14 protein-coding genes and 1 pseudogene are annotated in these 16130 nt (G+C 70.2%); 8 read left to right on the top strand and 7 right to left on the bottom strand.

Annotation, left to right across the window (positions count from 1 at the left end):
* Positions 1 to 163: 163 nt before the first annotated feature.
* The gene (locus ACZ4WQ_RS42490) at positions 164 to 1855 is read left to right on the top strand and encodes a right-handed parallel beta-helix repeat-containing protein (RefSeq protein ID WP_361181810.1); all 1692 of its coding nucleotides are present in this window, start codon (positions 164 to 166) and stop codon (positions 1853 to 1855) included.
* A 71-nt stretch (positions 1856 to 1926) separates the two neighbouring features.
* On the opposite strand, the gene ACZ4WQ_RS42485 is transcribed toward ACZ4WQ_RS42490, so the two are convergent.
* From ACZ4WQ_RS42485 to ACZ4WQ_RS42470, 4 genes and pseudogenes are all read right to left on the bottom strand, one after another.
* The gene (locus ACZ4WQ_RS42485) at positions 1927 to 2901 is read right to left on the bottom strand and encodes an acetylxylan esterase (RefSeq protein WP_385338632.1); all 975 of its coding nucleotides are present in this window, start codon (positions 2899 to 2901) and stop codon (positions 1927 to 1929) included.
* A 51-nt stretch (positions 2902 to 2952) separates the two neighbouring features.
* Complete coding sequence (locus tag ACZ4WQ_RS42480) at positions 2953 to 4011, bottom strand: hypothetical protein (protein WP_398372874.1); 1059 nt, start codon at positions 4009 to 4011, stop codon at positions 2953 to 2955.
* Between the two features lie 255 nt (positions 4012 to 4266).
* Positions 4267 to 5373 (bottom strand): annotated as a pseudogene (locus ACZ4WQ_RS42475) (pectate lyase family protein); the annotation flags it as partial.
* A gap of 259 nt (positions 5374 to 5632) precedes the next feature.
* Positions 5633 to 6556, bottom strand: coding sequence for an LLM class F420-dependent oxidoreductase (locus tag ACZ4WQ_RS42470; RefSeq protein ID WP_311721729.1), 924 nt, complete (start codon positions 6554 to 6556; stop codon positions 5633 to 5635).
* 298 nt (positions 6557 to 6854) lie between these two features.
* Between ACZ4WQ_RS42470 and ACZ4WQ_RS42465 the strand changes: the two genes are divergently transcribed.
* Both ACZ4WQ_RS42465 and ACZ4WQ_RS42460 read left to right on the top strand, forming a co-directional pair.
* A complete protein-coding gene (locus ACZ4WQ_RS42465; protein ID WP_398372877.1) occupies positions 6855 to 8069 on the top strand; it encodes an acyl-CoA dehydrogenase family protein in 1215 nt (404 codons plus the stop codon).
* A 53-nt stretch (positions 8070 to 8122) separates the two neighbouring features.
* The gene (locus ACZ4WQ_RS42460) at positions 8123 to 8608 is read left to right on the top strand and encodes an RrF2 family transcriptional regulator (protein ID WP_398372879.1); all 486 of its coding nucleotides are present in this window, start codon (positions 8123 to 8125) and stop codon (positions 8606 to 8608) included.
* A gap of 89 nt (positions 8609 to 8697) precedes the next feature.
* Here the strand turns inward: ACZ4WQ_RS42460 and ACZ4WQ_RS42455 are convergent, their stop codons facing one another.
* Positions 8698 to 9906 (bottom strand): S8 family peptidase, encoded by a 1209-nt coding sequence (locus ACZ4WQ_RS42455; protein ID WP_398372881.1) that lies wholly within the window; start codon positions 9904 to 9906, stop codon positions 8698 to 8700.
* Between the two features lie 504 nt (positions 9907 to 10410).
* Between ACZ4WQ_RS42455 and ACZ4WQ_RS42450 the strand changes: the two genes are divergently transcribed.
* The 3 genes from ACZ4WQ_RS42450 (at position 10411) to ACZ4WQ_RS42440 (ending at position 13216) form a co-directional block, all read left to right on the top strand.
* Positions 10411 to 10494: a putative leader peptide gene (locus ACZ4WQ_RS42450; RefSeq protein WP_385338848.1), complete on the top strand. Its 84-nt coding sequence runs from the start codon at positions 10411 to 10413 to the stop codon at positions 10492 to 10494.
* 124 nt (positions 10495 to 10618) lie between these two features.
* On the top strand, positions 10619 to 11821 hold the full coding sequence (locus ACZ4WQ_RS42445; RefSeq protein WP_398372883.1) for an LLM class flavin-dependent oxidoreductase: 1203 nt from the start codon (positions 10619 to 10621) through the stop codon (positions 11819 to 11821).
* Between the two features lie 21 nt (positions 11822 to 11842).
* Complete coding sequence (locus ACZ4WQ_RS42440; protein ID WP_398372885.1) at positions 11843 to 13216, top strand: NtaA/DmoA family FMN-dependent monooxygenase; 1374 nt, start codon at positions 11843 to 11845, stop codon at positions 13214 to 13216.
* A 25-nt stretch (positions 13217 to 13241) separates the two neighbouring features.
* On the opposite strand, the gene ACZ4WQ_RS42435 is transcribed toward ACZ4WQ_RS42440, so the two are convergent.
* Positions 13242 to 14171 carry a helix-turn-helix transcriptional regulator gene (locus ACZ4WQ_RS42435; protein ID WP_311721735.1) on the bottom strand — a complete coding sequence of 310 codons (930 nt, stop codon included), beginning with the start codon at positions 14169 to 14171 and terminating at the stop codon, positions 13242 to 13244.
* Between the two features lie 56 nt (positions 14172 to 14227).
* On the opposite strand from ACZ4WQ_RS42435, the gene ACZ4WQ_RS42430 reads away from it, so the two are divergent.
* Together ACZ4WQ_RS42430 and ACZ4WQ_RS42425 are read left to right on the top strand one after the other, a co-directional pair.
* Positions 14228 to 14695 carry a hypothetical protein gene (locus ACZ4WQ_RS42430; protein WP_311721736.1) on the top strand — a complete coding sequence of 156 codons (468 nt, stop codon included), beginning with the start codon at positions 14228 to 14230 and terminating at the stop codon, positions 14693 to 14695.
* On the top strand, positions 14692 to 15273 hold the full coding sequence (locus ACZ4WQ_RS42425) for an NIPSNAP family protein (RefSeq protein WP_398372888.1): 582 nt from the start codon (positions 14692 to 14694) through the stop codon (positions 15271 to 15273). Before ACZ4WQ_RS42430 ends, ACZ4WQ_RS42425 begins: the two co-directional genes overlap by 4 nt.
* Positions 15274 to 15295: 22 nt before the next feature.
* On the opposite strand, the gene ACZ4WQ_RS42420 is transcribed toward ACZ4WQ_RS42425, so the two are convergent.
* Entirely contained in the window at positions 15296 to 15820 is a 525-nt protein-coding gene (locus ACZ4WQ_RS42420; protein WP_311721738.1) for a GtrA domain-containing protein, read from the bottom strand.
* Positions 15821 to 16130 lie beyond the last annotated feature (310 nt).

Raw genomic sequence — 16130 nt, 5'->3', positions numbered from 1 at the left:
TCGTCCGGTCGAAGGGAGTGATGCAGCGAGTCGGTACATCGCGTCCGACGCCACGTCGGCTGCGCCGTGCGTGGTGCGTCGGACATGCCTCATCCACGAGTCGTCATCTGCGTGTCCGTGCGTCGTCATGGTCACTCAGTGGGGAGTAAGCATGAGAGCAAGAATGTGTGCAGCAGTGGTGGCCCAGGGAATGCTGGGCCTGCTGCTGGCGGGTGCCGCAACCGGGACCGCGCACGCCGCCACCACCACGTACTATGTGTCGACGTTCGGCAGTGACAGCAACAGCGGAACGTCGCCGGACCAAGCATGGAAGTCGGTCGGCAAGGTCAACGGATTCGCCTTCCCGCAGGGCAGTACCGTGGCGTTCCAGGGCCAGGAGTGGTTCTCCGGCTGCCTGGTCTTCAACTCGACGAACGTGCCGGTGTCGTCGGCGTCCACGCCGTTCAAGGTGACGTCGTACGGCACCGGAAAGGCCACGCTGAAGTCCACCTGCACGGGGGAGTACTCGGCGGCGGTCACCGCCGATGCCGTGAGCGGCTTCGAGCTGAACAATCTGACGCTGGTCAACGGCACCACGACCGCGGCCGGTGTGCTGCTCCAGAACCAGAAGTCGTCGACGGCGACCAAGGGCCTGAAGGTGACGGGTTCGGACATCTCCGGGTTCGCGACGCCCAGTGGCAGCAGCAGTACCTTCGGCGGACAGATCATGGTCCTGGGCTACGCGGTCAACGGCAACAGCGGACCGTTGGACGATGTGCAGATCCTCGACAACAAGCTGCACGGTTCCAGCGTGACCTCGACCGCCGGCCCCGGCCTCTACGGTTGGGGCTCGGGGGTGAACATCACCAATGTCCGGGTCGCCGGCAACTCCGTCTACAACCTGGGTATGTCCCCCCAGAGCGTCGGGGCCGGGCTGACCGGGAACGGCTGGAACGGCGCGGTCATCGAGCGCAACGTGGTCCATGACATCGGGGCGAACGTCACCTCGTGCGGCGGGGCCAGCGGCATCATGACGTACACCTCCAATGATGTGACGATCCGCCACAACGAGGTGTACAACGTGCAGCCGTCGCCGGCGTACACCGCCGGCTGCGACTGGGACGGCATCGACCTCGACGGCGGCACCACGAACTCGGTGGTGGAGTACAACTACACCCACGACAACGCGGGCAGCGGCTACCTGGCCTACACCTCGACCGCCAGTTCGAGGGTGTGGGGGCCGAACACCTACCGTTACAACATCTCCGAGAACGACGACTGGGCGAACGCCCAGGGCGGCCTGTTCGACGTGGTGCCCAGCGCTCCGAAGAACGCTCTGTCGATCTACGGCAACACCTTCTTCACCAACAAGGACCAAAGTGCCAACAAGAAGGCCGGCGCGAGCGCGTGCTTCCTGTTCGGCTATGCCTCGGGCACATGGGCCAGCGGTTCGCAGATCAAGGACAACATCTGCCACATGGCCAACAAGGGCACGTACGGCAAGACCGGCCAGATGTACTACAACCCGTACGGGCAGACCGGCATGACCCTGTCGAACAACCTGTACTACGGCACGAACACCGGCGGTTGGCGCTGGAGCGGCACGACCTACGCCGACTTCGCCGCATGGAAGGCAACGGGGCTCGAGTCGGGCGCGGTGTGGGGTGACCCGCTGTTCACCTCGCCCGGCGGAGGCGGCACCTGCTCGTGGTCTCCGACCTCGGGCACAGGGCCGCAGCCGTGTCCGCAGGCCTACACGCTCAAGTCGGGTTCCCCGGCCCTCGGAGCGGGAACGGCCGTGTCCGGCAACGGCGGTGTGGACTACTACGGGGCCACCATCCCCAGCCCGCCGAACATCGGGGCCGATGCCTCATAGGCCCTGACTGACCCGCACTGGCGATCGGCACCGGTCTCCCACGCCCACGGCGAGGGAAACCGGTGCCGATGTCATGCCAGGTGCTTGGCGAAGAACTCCGTCGTGGCCGCACGCAGCGCCTGTGCCTCGACGTCCTCCCCGTCATAGGGGAAGTGGCCGGCTTGCAGGACGTGCAGTTCACGCGGGTCCGAGAGAGCGTTGTACACCGCGAACTGGCCCGGCGGCGGCACGACCGGATCGAAGAGGGCGGGGGCGGCAAGCACCGGGATGTCCATCCGTGTCGCCGCGGTGGCCGCGTCGTAGTAGGCGAGGACATCGACGACGCCGGGGTGTTCTCGGTGGTGGCGACGCACGGCCTCGCCGCTGCCGACGCAGGGAAGCGTCAGGCGCAGTGGGTGGTTGCCGAAGGTGGGGACCCGTAGCTGTGCCGCCGCGAAGCGCTCGTCCCACGGCAGCCCGAGGGCGCCAAGACCGCCGCCGAAGCTCTCCCCGAGGTACCCGAGTCCGCGGCCGGCGAGCGCCGGGACCAGCTCGGTGAGTGCCGAGGCCGCGCACCACAGGTCCGCGACACAGTCGCCGATGACATAGCCGTCACGTGAGTCGATGCCGTGCAGCACATGGTCGTCGGCGACGCTCGGCACGCCCGGAAGCAGTCCCTTGCTCGGCATGCCGGTCACGCACGGCAGGATCGCCGCCGAGGCGGGCAGGGGCAGCGGGATGTCCTGGCCGACCTGGGCCCGGCCGCCGTAGCCATGGCCGATGACGAAACCGTGGCGCACCGATGCCACGTCGACAGGGAAGACCAGCCAGCCGCCGCGCCGGCCGCGTGTCGACGCGTAGGACACGTCGAAGATCCGCACACCATCGCGCTCTTCCACGAGTGCGCCGATGCGCGACTCCGGCTCGACCCGGCGGGCTTCCTCGTATCTGTCGCGCCAGAACCTGTCGAAGTCGGCGGGGGCGGCCGGTGCCGCAATCCCCAGCAGTTCGTCGAGCGCTCGGCCGTAGGACGGATCGAATGGAAAGTCGTGTGCGAAGCGCGGCATACGGTGATCGTAGATCACCCTCGACAACATGGGCGCAGCCAACGAATTCGCTCAGCGGCAGGTCCAGACGGTCGGCTCGTCCCGGCCACCGGGAATCTTCCAGCTCTGGCCGGCGATCGTGCCGTCGTCACTGGAAACCGTGAGTTCAAGCCCGCGATCGGGGGCGTAGCTCAATGTGGAACCGGGCGTCGTCAGCTGCCACACGCCGAATTCGTGCCAGCTCGGATCATCGGTGCGACCGACGATCTGACCGTCGCGGTTGATGCCCCGGACATCCTCGCCCCGCTCCACAACGCGCGGCTGTCCGTCGCGATCCCACAGTACGCTTCGCCCGTCGTCACCGGAATCGTAGGAGACCTGGCCGATGACACGGCCGTTCGATATTCCGCGCGTGATGACGTCATAAGCTCCGTCGGGCAGGGGCAGTTGGCGCGCCTCGCCGTTCTTCCACAGATATGGCACCCGGTCGCCGTCGAAGTCCGCCTCGACCAGCACGGTGCCGTCCTGGTCGATGCCGGTGGCGATAGCCTCCGTGTCGGGCGATCCGGTCAGTTCCACCACGGTTCCGGGCTTGTCGGCGGGCCAGATGACCGGATGCCAGTACAGCGCGTCGCCGTCCGCCGTCCCGACGGCGCCGACGATATCACCGTGGTCGTTGACGCCTTCCGCCGTCGAAGCATAGGCATCGGGCAGTTCGGGCAGGCGCTCCAGTTTGCCGTTGCGCGAGCGGACGGCGCCGGGAAGTCCGTCAGCCTCCCGGTAGGCGGCTCCGACGACCGTCCCGGCGTCGTTCACCCCTGCGACGTTGACCCAGTTCTGGTATTCGGGATCGTCCAGGTTGCCGTAGTCGGTGAATTCTCCGTTTTTCCACAGCACGGCGCGGCCGCCCTGTGCGGAATTCGCGCCATAAGAAATCGTGCCCGCGTAACCACCACTTCCGTCAGCCGCGGCCACGTCGCCGGTGAGCGCGCCGGCGGGCAGCGGCAGGATGGCCGGTGTCCACGCGCAGGCCCTCGGCTCGGCAGCGGCGGTGGGTGCCACGGCGCCGACCAACGACGCCATCAGCGCCGCCGAAAACAGGACGCGAGCGCTGCCAGGTGTGCGTCTCATCATTCTCTCCGGTTTGTGGTGATTCGAAGACTCCGGGCAGCGTGGTGCCCGTCGCCGCCCCCGCACACTGTGTGACGGAGCGGGGGCAAGGGCAACGTCTTTCGTCCCTGCCTGAAATAGCGTGCCCGGGCGGCGCGGATCGTCCTCGAGGTAGCCGGAGAGACCCTCGTCATCGTCGGTGTTGGCGCGCTGCGGACCTGGCAGGTCCTCGCGCACGGCGTCGGTGCAGGGGGCTACGGGGAGCAGCTGCCGTCAGCAACTGCCGTCCGAGACTCGTAGGCCCTTGTTGGCGCCGGCCGTCGTGCTGACGACGCTCGGCACGCAACTGGCCGCGTCGAGACTGTAGGAGTACGGGATGGTGACGGTGGTGTTGGACTTCGGGTCGGGGCCGGCCGGGTTGTTCTCGGTGCCGGGGCTGGACCATGTCACGTTGTCGTAGATGTTGCCGCTGACCTGCCAGTAGCCGGCCGCGTCGGTGTAGAAGGTGCCGAGGACGTCCTTGGAGTCCTCGAAGTAGTTGTTGTCCACCTTGGCGCGGGCTCCGGCGCGGGAGTTGATACCGGATTCGTTGAGGCCGACGTAGTGGTTGTTGTAGATGTGGGCGATGCCGCCGCGCAGCAGCGGCGTGCGGGAGTCGATGTTCTGGTACAGGTTGTGGTGGTAGGTGATGTAGCCGTTCGACGTGTCGCTCTCGCTGGATCCGACGAGCCCACCGCGGCCGGAGTTGCGCAGGATGCTGTAGGACAGCGTGACGTACTGGGTGTTGTTCTTCAGGTCGAAGAGGCCGTCGTAGCCCTCCGACTCCCCGCCTGACGCCTCCAGGGTGGTGTGGTCCACCCAGACGTTGCGGACGTTGCTCTCCATGCCGATGGCGTCACCGCCGTTGGAGGTGGGGGAGCCCGACTTCTTGACGTTCCGGACGGTCACGTTCTGGATGATGATGTTGCTGGCGTTGCGGATGTGGATGCCCAGCTGGTCGAAGACGGCTCCGCTGCCGACCCCGATGATCGTGACGTTGCTGATCTCCTTGAGCTCGATCTTGTCGTCGGCGGTGTTGCAGCTGTCGCCCGACACCTTGCTGGTGTTGCCGTGGTTGACGGTGCCCTCGACCTGGATGGTGATGGGTGTGCTGCTGCTGGCCCGGTTGCACAGTGCCTCATGGATCGCGGTTCCCGTGGTGGCCCGCACCGTCTGCCCGCCCGCTCCGCCGGTGGTGCCGCCGTTCTGGGTGGCGTAGCCGGTGGCGCTGCCGGTCGCGGCCGACGCCTCTGGCGTCGGCAGAACCGCGCCGGTCGCGGCGGCGGCCGCAAGGGCCGTCGTGGCCAGTGCGACGTGGAGCCGCGCTGCTCGTGATCGTTTCATCCTCGGCCTGCCCTTTCGTCGTCGAACGCAGGTGATGTGCTGCCTGCCGGACACCCCTCGCGGTACGGCCATTGAGGCGCGGATGCGGCTCCTGCGCCGGGTGAATGGCGGTTCCCGCAGGTGCTTCCACACGTACAGAAAGCGCTTTCCGTGCGGGAGGCTAGGGCGGTACCCGTGAAACGGCAAGGCTTTGCGCAGGCGAGGTTCGCCGGCGGCCCTCGGGCCGGCGCCCGTCAGGCCGGCGGCCCGACGGGCGCTGTCAGCCGGCCAGTTCGCCGAGGAGCGCCCAGGTGCGTCGGCGGTCCGCTTCTCCCGCGATCTCGGTGCTCGAGAACACCACCTCGGTGGCGCCGGCGTCGCGGTACCGCCGTACCTCGGCTTCGACGGTCTTCTCGTCGCCGATCACGGCCACGTCGGCAGCACGCCGGTGGCCGGAGCGTTCGATGACCCGCGCGTAGGACGGGATCTGTTCGTAGAACGCGAGGCTCTCGGTGGCCTTCGCCCGCACCGCGTCCACATCGTCCGTGACCACGCCGGGCACCAGGGCCACGATCCGGGGTGCGGGACGGCCGGCGGCCTCGGCCGCGGCGGTGAGAGCGGGAACGATGTGTTCCGCCAAGGCGCGCGGCCCCGCCAGATAGGGCAGGATCCCGTCCGCCAACTCACCGCTGACCCGGAGCGCCTGCGGCCCCATCGCGGCGACCAGCAAGGGGACCCCGCTCTCGGCGCCCGGTACGCGCGCCGGGATCGGGGTGGTGGCGGTGAGCAGCTCACCGTGGAAGTCGGCCGTGCCGTTCTGCGTCAACTGCCGCAGTGCGGTGATGAATTCACGCAGGCGAGCGATGGGGCGGTCGAAGGGCAGGCCGAAGCCGGTCTCCGTCAGCAGTTTCGTGCCCAGGGCCAGGCCCAGGTGGTAGCGGCCGTGTGTCGCGGCCTGGGCGGTCTGGGCCTGGCTGGAGACGAGCAGCGGGTGGCGTCCGAAGACGGGGATCGCGGAGGTGCCCACATGCAGTCCGGGTACCGCGCGCCCGACGAGCGCGGCGAGTTGGGGTGAGTCGGCGCCGAAGGTCTGGCCGAACCAGGCCGACCGCAGGCCGGCGGCCGCGGCCTCCTGGGCCAGCAGCACGGTGGCGTCGACCTGGTTCTGCGCGTCGGAGGCGTTGAGCGCTACTCCAATAGTCATGCCAGTCAGAACGGGCTCGGCCGAACCCGCATTCCGGTTCGTGTGTGACAGGTTTTTGTCAGTCATATGTACAGGGGCCGTGCCCGCCACGACCGCGCGTTCGCCGCAGCTGTACGCCTCGCACCGTCGAACACCCGGTGAAAATCGGCCAAGACGCCGCAGTTTCCCCAGTTTTCCTATCGATTTAGTAGGGAAATGTTGACGCCGGTCGCCAGGGCGGGTGAGCATGGTCTGCATGTCCGCCGGGCACCGCCCGCGGTGGGTTCTCATCCTCCTCGGCTCCGCAAGGAAGACCCCCATGACCACCGCACTACCTGCCCAGAAGACCGGACACGACCACTGGCTGCGCATAGCCCGGGAGATCGCGGACGATCTGGCCACGGACGCGGTCGACCGTGAGCAGGCCGGGAAACCACCGCTCGACGAGGTTGCGCGGCTGCGCGAGGCAGGGCTGCTCACGGTGCCGGCGCCGGCCGGACATGGCACGGGAGGCCCGGACTGGCGTACGGCCTACGCGGTCGTCCGGACGATCTCGGCGGCCGACGGGGCGATCGGCTACCTCCTCGGCTGCCACTACTTCCTCTCCTCCAGCGCCCGGTTCTTCGCCGGCCCCGCCCTCGCCACACGAGTCGAGCAGGAGTCCGCGGCGAGGCAGTGGTGCTGGGGAGGCGGTCTCGTTTCCTGCGGACCGCCTCCCCGGCTGACCCCCACCGCGCACGGCTATGTGCTGGACGGCCGGCAGAGTTGTGTCACCGGAGTCGGAATCGCCGATCGCCTGGTCGTCCGCGCCACTGGGTCCGGTAGCGGTGATCCCCTGGCCGTCCTCGTCGATCCCGCCCACCCCGGCGTCGTGTACGTCGACGACGAGGACACCTTCGGCCAGCGCCTGGCGGCCGGCGGCAGCGTGGAGTTCGACTCCGTACCGGTCACGGAAGACGACGTGCTCGGCTCCCTCTCCGCGGACGAGGGCGCACTGACCCCCTTCGCCGGCTTGGCAGCACCGACCGCACGCCTGGTGTCCGTGCAGTTCTGTCTCGGCGTCGCCGAGGGGCTGCTCGCCGAAGTGCGCGAGTACAGCAGGGTGGTGCACTCTTCCTGGCAGCTCTCCACGGAACAGTCCTGGCCTGGTGGTCCGTCGCGGGACCCGTACGTGCTGGGCGTGTACGGGGAACTGACCGTTGCCGCACGTTCCGCGTCCGCTCTCGCCGACCAGGCGGTCGAGGCCCTGGGGCGTGGCTTCGCGCGGGGCGAAGACCTCGACGACGACGAGTGCGCGGAGATCGCCGTACTCGCGAGTGTGGCCGAGTCCGCCGCCTCCCGGGCCGTGCAGGAGATCACCGGACGTGCCCTGGACGTCATCGGCGCGCGTGCCGCCCTCCTGCGGCATGGATTCGACCGCTTCTGGCGCAACGCCAGGACACACACCCTGCGCGAGCCCGTCGCCGACAGACTCCGCGAGGTCGGGGACTACTTCCTCAATGGTGCGCACCCTCCGTTCACCATCCCCTCCTGACGGCGTGCGCAGCCGGTAGCGGGGTGGGCGCGACAGTGGCGGATAATCTCGGCATGCAGATCTCGGCGAGGGCGGACTACGCGGTGCGTGCGGCGTTGGAGCTTGCGGCGGCAGGACACGACGCCTCGCTCAAAGCCGAGGCGATCGCGGCGGCGCAGGGCATTCCGCACAAGTTCCTGGAAGGCATCCTGGGTGATCTGCGCAGGGGCGGGCTGGTGACCAGCCGGCGCGGTGGGAACGGCGGCTACCGGCTGGCCCGCCCGGCGGACGAAATCGCCATCGCCGACGTGATCCGGGTGGCCGACGGACCGCTGGTGTCGGTGCGGGGCGTGCGCCCACCCCAGCTTTCCTACACCGGTCCCGCGGAGTCGCTGCTCCCGCTGTGGGTCGCGGTACGCGCCAATATCCGCAAGATTCTGGGCGAGGTCACGCTGGCCGACGTGGCCACCGCCACGTTGCCCGATGAGGTCCTGGTCCTTGCCGAGGACCCCGAGGCCTGGACGAACCCCCGGCCGACGCCCCTGTCCACCGACCCCTGATCTCCCGCCGCGGTCGTACTGCCGCCCGCCGGTGGGATCCGGCGGGCGGCAGTGTGCGATCACCGGTGTCCGGCGTCGCGGTCAGCGTGTCACTGGACGACCTTGAGCAGCTTGTTGGGGGAGCCCGAGCCGATACCGGACAGGACGCCCGGGGTGGCGCCGTTCACCAGCGCGCTCCCGACCTCGGAGGGAGAGGCGGTGGTGTGGCCGGAGAGATAGATCGCCGCGGCGCCGGACACATGCGGGGCGGCGAAGGAGGTGCCGGAGCCGGTGTAGGTGGCGGTGTCGGAGGTGTTCCAGCCGGCCGTGATGTTCGAGCCCGGCGCGAACAGGTCCACCACCGAACCGTAGTTGGAGTAGCTTGCCCTCGCGTCCGTGCTGGTGGTGGCGCCGACGGTGAGGGCGGTCGGTACCCGGGCGGGGGAGTAGTTGGCGGCGTTGGCCCCCGAGTTGCCGGCGGCGATGGAGTAGGTCACACCGGAGGCGATCGAGTTGCTGACGGCCGTGTCCAGGGAGGTGCTTGCGCCGCCGCCCAGCGATACGTTGGCGACGGACGGGCCGGAGTGGTTGGCGGTGATCCAGTCCACGCCCGCGATGACGCCGGCCGTGGTGCCGGACCCGTCGTTGCCGAGGACGCGTACCGCCACGATCTTCGCGTTCTTGGCCACGCCGTAGGTGCTGCCGGCGACGGTCGTGGCGACGTGCGTGCCGTGGCCGTAGCCGTCCTGCGCGGTGGTGTCGTTGTCCACGAAGTCATAGCCGTAGGACGCCCGGCCGCTGATCTGGGAGTGGGTGATCCGCACCCCGGTGTCCAGGACGTAGACGGTCACACCGCTGCCGGCGCTGTCCGGGTAGGTGTACGTGCCGCTCAGCGGCAGGTTGGTCTGGTCGACGCGGTCCAGGCCCCAGGGGGCGCCTGTCTGCGTCGCGTCGGCGTGGACCCTCCGGTCCTGTTCGACGGAGGCCACGGCCGGGTCGGCGGCGAGCCGTCTGGCCTCGGTGGGGCTGAGCTTGGCGGCGTAGCCGTTCAGCGCGGTGGTGAAGGTCCGCTCCACCGCGCCGCCGTAGCCGGATATGACCTCCTTGCCGCGGGCGGAGGCGGCCTTGAGGCCGGCCGTCTTCTTCAAGGTGACGATGTAGCTGCCGGGGACCGCGTCGGCGGCCCCGGCGTGCAGGACCGTGCCTTCGGCCGGTGCGGCGTGGGCGGGGAGCGTGGTGCCTGCTCCGATGCACGCGGCGGCGGCCGCCGTGGCGATTGCCGCGGCGATCCGCCGCTTGGTGGTACGCATCACTGCCATCGCGAGGGATTCCTCCTCGATCGGTGGCGCGCTGTGGTGCGTGCGCGCTCTACGGGGTGTGCGGGCTCGCACAGTTCACCGGGAGCGCACGGTTGCGCCCCCGGCCTGATGAGGATTTGCCGGGGCGCGAGCCACCGGCAAGGCATGCCATATGCATGACATGAACTCGCCATGGAAACCGGTGTGCCGTGGCGGGAGGCCACGCTCGCGTAACCCTGCGTACGTACAGGGCACACAATGGGGAAGGCGCCTTTGGCGACTGCGGTTGTTGACGTGCAAACGGGGCGCGGCTAGCGTCGCCGACATGCGGATCTCTTCGCGGTTCACCCAGCGGCGCCCTGTCGATCTGATGCGTGTCGCCACCGCGCTGTGTAGCTGACCGCCACTGCCACCGTCCCGCCCGCCCCGGCCGGCGTGCACACCCGCTCGGCGGACGCGGCCGGCCTTCTCCTCGGCAGGCGCATCGCGGCGCACAGACCGCACAACGCAGCGCTCCTGTACGGCATGGGGTGTGAGGCGCCACCACGAGGCGCCGCCCGGCCGCACATCGATCTGCGGCGCCTGGCCGGCGCGCTCTGTCGCGCCTGACCCACCCCCACCCCCCGCCTTCGGCCGGGGCCCCTCCCACCGCGCTCGCCGGCCGCCGTGCCGCCCCCCGCTCTTCACATGAGGGCCGGCGACCCCGTACGGACCTCAAGGAAGGCACCCACTCGTGTCCTCGACGCCCTCTTCCCCACTGCATCTCGCCGTCGCCCTCGACGGCACCGGATGGCACCCCGCCTCCTGGCGCGAGCCGGTGGCCCGCCCCCGGGACCTGTTCGCCGCCCGGTACTGGGCCGATCTGGTCGCCGAGGCCGAGCGCGGCCTGCTCGACTTCGTGACCTTCGAAGACGGCCTCGGCCTACAGTCCTCCCACCTCCTCGAGCCGGACGGTCGCACCGACCAGGTCCGTGGCCGCCTGGACGCCGTCCTTCTCGCGGCTCGCATCGCCCCGCTGACGCGGCACATAGGCCTGGTCCCGACCGCGGTGGTCACCCACACCGAGCCCTTCCACATCTCCAAGGCCATCGCCACCCTCGACTACGTCAGCACCGGCCGGGCGGGCCTGCGGGCACAGATCACCGCGCGCCCGAACGAGGCCGCCCACTTCGGCCGCCGCGCGATCCCCCACATCGACGCCTACGAGAGCCCGGCCGCGCAGGAGGTGGTGGCCGACCTCTTCGACGAGGCCGCCGACTACGTGGAGGTCGTCCGCAGGCTCTGGGACAGCTGGGAGGACGACGCGGAGATCCGGGACGCCGCCACCGGCCGTTTCATCGACCGCGACAAGCTGCACTACATCGACTTCGAGGGCAGGCACTTCAGCGTGAAGGGCCCGTCCATCACCCCACGCCCACCGCAGGGCCAGCCCGTCGTCAGCGCCCTCGCCCACTGGACCGTCCCGTACCGGCTGCTGGCCCGCCAGGCCGACATCGGCTACGTCACCCCGCGCGACGCCGATCACGCCCGCGCGATCGTCGCGGAGATCCGCGCCGAGCAGGAAGCGGCAGGCCGCGCCGACCAGCCCCTGCACATCTTCGGTGACCTGGTGGTCTTCCTCGACGACGACCCGGCCGCCGCGACGGCCCGGCGCGCACGCCTCGACGCCCTCGCCGGAACCCCGTACACCGGCGACGCCCGCATCTTCACCGGCGCCCCGGCCCAACTCGCCGACCTGCTGGAGGAGTGGCAGTCGGCCGGACTGAGCGGGTTCCGGCTGCGTCCCGCCGTCCTCGGCCACGACCTTGCGGCGATCACCCGCGGCCTGGTCCCCGAACTCCAGCGCCGGGGCGCCTTCCGCCGCGCCTACGAGGCCGACACCCTGCGCGGACTGCTGGGCCTGGCCCGCCCCGCCAACCGCTACGCCGCCGCCTGAGCACGAAGGAGACGTACGACCATGAGCAAGCCGCTGAAGCAGATCCACCTGGCAGCCCACTTCCCCGGCGTCAACAACACCACCGTGTGGAGCGACCCCGAGGCCGGCAGCCACATCGAGTTCAGCTCCTTCGTCCATTTCGCCCGCACCGCCGAACGTGCCAAGTTCGACTTCCTGTTCCTCGCCGAGGGACTGCGGCTGCGCGAACAGGACGGTGAGATCTACGACCTGGATGTCGTCGGCCGCCCCGACACCTTCACCGTCCTCGCCGCGCTCGCCGCCGTCACCGAGCATCTCGGCCTGACCGGCACCATCAACTCCACCTTCAACGAGCCCTACGAGGTCGCCCGCCAGTTCGCGAGCCTCGACCACCTCTCGGGTGGCCGCTCCGCCTGGAACGTGGTCACCTCCTGGGACGCCTTCACCGGCGAGAACTTCCGCCGTGGCGGCTTCCTCCCGCAGGACGAGCGCTACTCGCGCGCGAAGGAGTTCCTGGCCACCGCGGGCGAGCTCTTCGACTCCTGGCACGGCGACGAGATCCTCGCCGACCAGGCCACCGGCACCTTCCTGCGGGACGCGAAGGCCGGGGCCTTCGTCCACACCGGCCGCCACTTCGACATCCACGGCCGGTTCAACGTCCCGCGCTCCCCGCAGGGCCGCCCGGTCATCTTCCAGGCGGGCGACTCCGACGAGGGCCGCGAGTTCGCCGCTTCGAGCGCCGACGCGATCTTCAGCCGGCACGCCACCCTGAAGGAGGGCCAGGCCTTCTACGCGGACGTCAAGAGCCGGCTGGCCACCTACGGCCGCCGCCCCGACCAGCTTCTGATCCTGCCCGCCGCGACCTTCGTCCTCGGCGACACCGACGCCGAGGCCGAGGAACTGGCCAAGGAGGTGCGCCGCCAACAGGTCAGCGGGGCCACGGCCATCAAGCACCTGGAATTCGTCTGGAACCGGGACCTGTCCTCGTACGACCCCGACGGCCCGCTCCCCGACATCGACCCGGACCCTGGCGAGCACCACATCGCCCGCGGCCGGGCGCAGGTGCGCATGTACCGCGATCCGCTGGCCATCGCCCGCGCATGGCGGGAGCTCGCCACCGCCAACAACTGGTCCATCCGCGATCTCGTCATCGAGACCGGCAACCGGCAGAACTTCGTCGGCTCCCCGGCCACCGTCGCGAAGACCATCGACGACTTCGTCCAGGCGGACGCCGCCGACGGCTTCATCCTCGTCCCGCACATCACCCCCGGCGGCCTCGACGCTTTCGCCGACGACGTCGTCCCGCTGCTCCAGGAAAGGGGCGTCTTCCGCACCGAGTACGAGGGCCCGACCCTGCGTGACCACCTGGGCCTCGCCCACCCGGACGACGTACGCAGCGAGCGGGTGGCGTCGTGAAGCCAAGAGGTCCCTCTGCCCGGGGTCACCCCTCGTAGCGGGTCGCGAGGGTCCGTACCGTCTCGGCGATGCGGTCGCGGAGTTCCGCCGGTGCGACGACCACGACGTCGGTGCCCAGCCGCAGGAACTCTCCATGGGCGTGGCCGATCGATTCGATGGGCACCCGGGTCTCCGTCCATCCGTCACCCGCGGGTGTCACGCCGAGGCGGCGGGCTCCCTCCGGTGTGAGCCGTACCAGAGCCTCCCCGGTGTGCAGCCGGGCTCGGAAGTCGGCCAGGTAGCTGTTCCAGTGCGCGGACAGGTCGAACCCGTCCGGGATGACGAACTCCTCTTCCAGGGAGTGGAGTTCGACGATCTGGTCGACCCGGTAGGTGCGGACTCCGGACGGCCCGCCGGCGACCACGTACCAGCGGCCGGCCTTGAGCACGAGCCCGTACGGCTCCACCCGCCGCTCGATCTCCTCCGGCGCGCGCCAGCGCCGGTACCGCAAGAGCACCGCCCGCCGCGCCCACACCGCGGCGGCGACCGCGGCCAGGTGAGGCGTACGGTCGGCGTCGCCGTACCAGCCGGGGGCGTCGAGCAGGAAGTGTTCCTGGATCCGCCCGGCGTGCTCGCGCAGCTCCGCCGGAAGGGCGGCCCGCAGTTTGAGCTGGGCGGTGGCGAGTGCCTCGCCGAGGCCGAGGTCGGCGGCGGTGCCGGGGAGCGCGGCGAGGAACGCGGCCTGTGCCTCGTCCGCGGTCAGTCCGGTGAGGCGGGTCCGGTAGCCGTCGACCAGCCGGTAGCCGCCCGCGTGTCCGGCGGCGCCGTACAGCGGGATACCGGCGGCGCCGAGCGCCTCGACGTCCCGGTAGACCGTACGGACGGAGACCTCCAGTTCCTCGGCCAGCTGCTGGGCCGTCATCCGGCCCCGGTTCTGGAGCAGCAGAAGCAGGGTGACCAGTCGGCTCGCGCGCATGCCGCCCAGTATCCACTGACAGTGGATGTCAGGGGAGTGTCCCTAGCCTGCGGCGCATGGACGACTTCGACTTCCTGCACGGCTCCTGGGACGTGGCCAACCGCCGTCTCACCGCACCGCTCGGCCCGGGCCCCGCCACCTGGGTGGAGTTCCCCGGTCACGCGGTGGTCCGGCCGCTGTTCGGGGGTGCCGGGAACATCGACGAGATCACCTTCCCCACCCTCGGCCGCCAGGGCGTGACCCTGCGACTGTTCGACCGCGAGACGGAGCGCTGGTCGATCCACTGGTCCGACAGCCGGACGGGGCGACTGGATCCCCCCGTGACCGGCAGCTTCACGGGCGACCGCGGTGACTTCCACGGCGAGGACACCTACGACGGCCGCCCGATCCGGGTGCACTTCACCTGGTACCGCCTCGGCCCGGACGCCGCCCGCTGGGAGCAGGAGTTCTCCGCCGACGACGGCCGAACCTGGGAGCTCAACTGGACCATGGACTTCACGCGCACCGGGCGGGCCGGCGCATGAGCATCGTCGAACTCCGGCAGTACACCCTGCATCCCGGCGCCCGGGAGACGCTGATCGAGCTGTTCGAGCGCGAGTTCGTCATCGGCCAGCATGCGGTCGGCATCACTCTCGGCGGCCGTTTCCGCGACCTCGACGACCCGGACCGCTTCGTCTGGCTGCGCGCGTTCCCCGACATGGTGCACCGCCGGCGCGCGCTGGAGGCGTTCTACACCGGCCCGGTCTGGCGGAAGTTCCGCGACGAGGCCAACGCCACCATGGTCGACAGCGACGACGTCCTGCTGCTGCGTGGGCCGTGCTTCGCCGCGGAGCCGGGCACCCGCGAGGTGGTCGCGACGATCTGCCGGCCGTCCGACGCGGCTGCCTTCGACGCCTATGCCGCCCGGCACCTGGGCTCGGGCCATGCGCTGCACCGCACCGAGCACGCCGAGAACGACTATCCCCTCCTGCCCGTCCGCACCGGGGAGGACGTCCGGGTCTGGTTCGGCCCGGCCGAGCCGCCACCGTGGCCGATTCAGCGGCTGCGGCTGGAACCCGTGACGACGCCGGCGAGGTCGGCAAGCCCGCGTGCGTCGTCGTGACGCACCGGTCTGCCCGACCCCGTCAGGCGGCGGAGCAGAGCGCCCCCGGGTCGGCCGGGGCCGAGACGCGGGCCACGGTGGCGTGCACGGGACGGGCGGTGTGGATGGTGGCCGCGGCCTGCGAGCGGTTCCGCGCGAAGACGACGAGGCGCAGCACCGCGAACCGCGCGACACCGGCGAGTGCGGAGGCGGACAGGTAGACCACCTGCTCGAGCACCGCGCCAGGCGCCGCCACCAGCTGGTGCAGGCCAAGCATCGCCACGCAGGTCACCGCGTACGCGGCGGCCGCGGACCCAGTCGACTGCGCATGCTGGCGCCAGGTCGCGCGCCCGCCCGCGCCGAAGGTGAAGCGGGCGTGCAACTCGGTGGCGAGGAGCGTGGAGACCACGGTGATGAGGGCGTTGGCCAGGGCCCAGGGAACCCAGGAGGCGAGGGCCGCCACGGCGAAGCTGGAGGCGATCCCCACCCCACCGCCACAGAGCACGAAGCGGGCGAAGGCGGTGAAGGCGCCGGGCGCCGCCTGCTCCTGGCTCTGCGCTGTCTCCATGATCCGACCCCTTTGATGGCTCACTCCGCGAAACGCGCACCCCTCGGCCCGTGAGGCCGAGGGGTGCGCTGCCGTGATGCCATCATGGCACATGAATGGCGCCATGGTGGGCCGTATTTGGCACTATCCGTGGCGCCGGTGGTGCCACGAGGTGGATGAAGTCGTGAAGGTGCAGGTCAGCGACGAACGTGCGGCACCTGCCACCCGCCGAGTCGGCGCGCCGCTGGCCCACGCCAACAACCGTGGCTACGCCGGCGTTCGGCCGGAACCATGAGAACTTCCTCGCCAAGTGGCCGATTTCCCCTGGCAG

Source organism: Streptomyces sp. NPDC028305, assembly GCF_055569495.1.
The sequence above is the reverse complement of the archived record's forward strand: the minus strand, read 5'-3'. Positions and strand labels throughout refer to the sequence as shown.

What these genes read in the sequence shown, in the direction of transcription:
- ACZ4WQ_RS42430 (WP_311721736.1), top strand. Translation starts at nt 14,228, where the DNA reads ATGGACGACTTCGACTTCCTGCACGGCTCCTGGGACGTGGCCAACCGC.
- ACZ4WQ_RS42490 (WP_361181810.1), top strand. Translation starts at nt 164, where the DNA reads ATGTGTGCAGCAGTGGTGGCCCAGGGAATGCTGGGCCTGCTGCTGGCG.
- ACZ4WQ_RS42460 (WP_398372879.1), top strand. Translation starts at nt 8,123, where the DNA reads ATGCAGATCTCGGCGAGGGCGGACTACGCGGTGCGTGCGGCGTTGGAG.
- ACZ4WQ_RS42465 (WP_398372877.1), top strand. Translation starts at nt 6,855, where the DNA reads ATGACCACCGCACTACCTGCCCAGAAGACCGGACACGACCACTGGCTG.
- ACZ4WQ_RS42425 (WP_398372888.1), top strand. Translation starts at nt 14,692, where the DNA reads ATGAGCATCGTCGAACTCCGGCAGTACACCCTGCATCCCGGCGCCCGG.
- ACZ4WQ_RS42480 (WP_398372874.1), bottom strand. Translation starts at nt 4,011, where the DNA reads ATGAGACGCACACCTGGCAGCGCTCGCGTCCTGTTTTCGGCGGCGCTG.
- ACZ4WQ_RS42470 (WP_311721729.1), bottom strand. Translation starts at nt 6,556, where the DNA reads ATGACTATTGGAGTAGCGCTCAACGCCTCCGACGCGCAGAACCAGGTC.
- ACZ4WQ_RS42450 (WP_385338848.1), top strand. Translation starts at nt 10,411, where the DNA reads ATGGGGTGTGAGGCGCCACCACGAGGCGCCGCCCGGCCGCACATCGAT.
- ACZ4WQ_RS42440 (WP_398372885.1), top strand. Translation starts at nt 11,843, where the DNA reads ATGAGCAAGCCGCTGAAGCAGATCCACCTGGCAGCCCACTTCCCCGGC.
- ACZ4WQ_RS42485 (WP_385338632.1), bottom strand. Translation starts at nt 2,901, where the DNA reads ATGCCGCGCTTCGCACACGACTTTCCATTCGATCCGTCCTACGGCCGA.
- ACZ4WQ_RS42420 (WP_311721738.1), bottom strand. Translation starts at nt 15,820, where the DNA reads ATGGAGACAGCGCAGAGCCAGGAGCAGGCGGCGCCCGGCGCCTTCACC.
- ACZ4WQ_RS42455 (WP_398372881.1), bottom strand. Translation starts at nt 9,906, where the DNA reads ATGGCAGTGATGCGTACCACCAAGCGGCGGATCGCCGCGGCAATCGCC.
- ACZ4WQ_RS42435 (WP_311721735.1), bottom strand. Translation starts at nt 14,171, where the DNA reads ATGCGCGCGAGCCGACTGGTCACCCTGCTTCTGCTGCTCCAGAACCGG.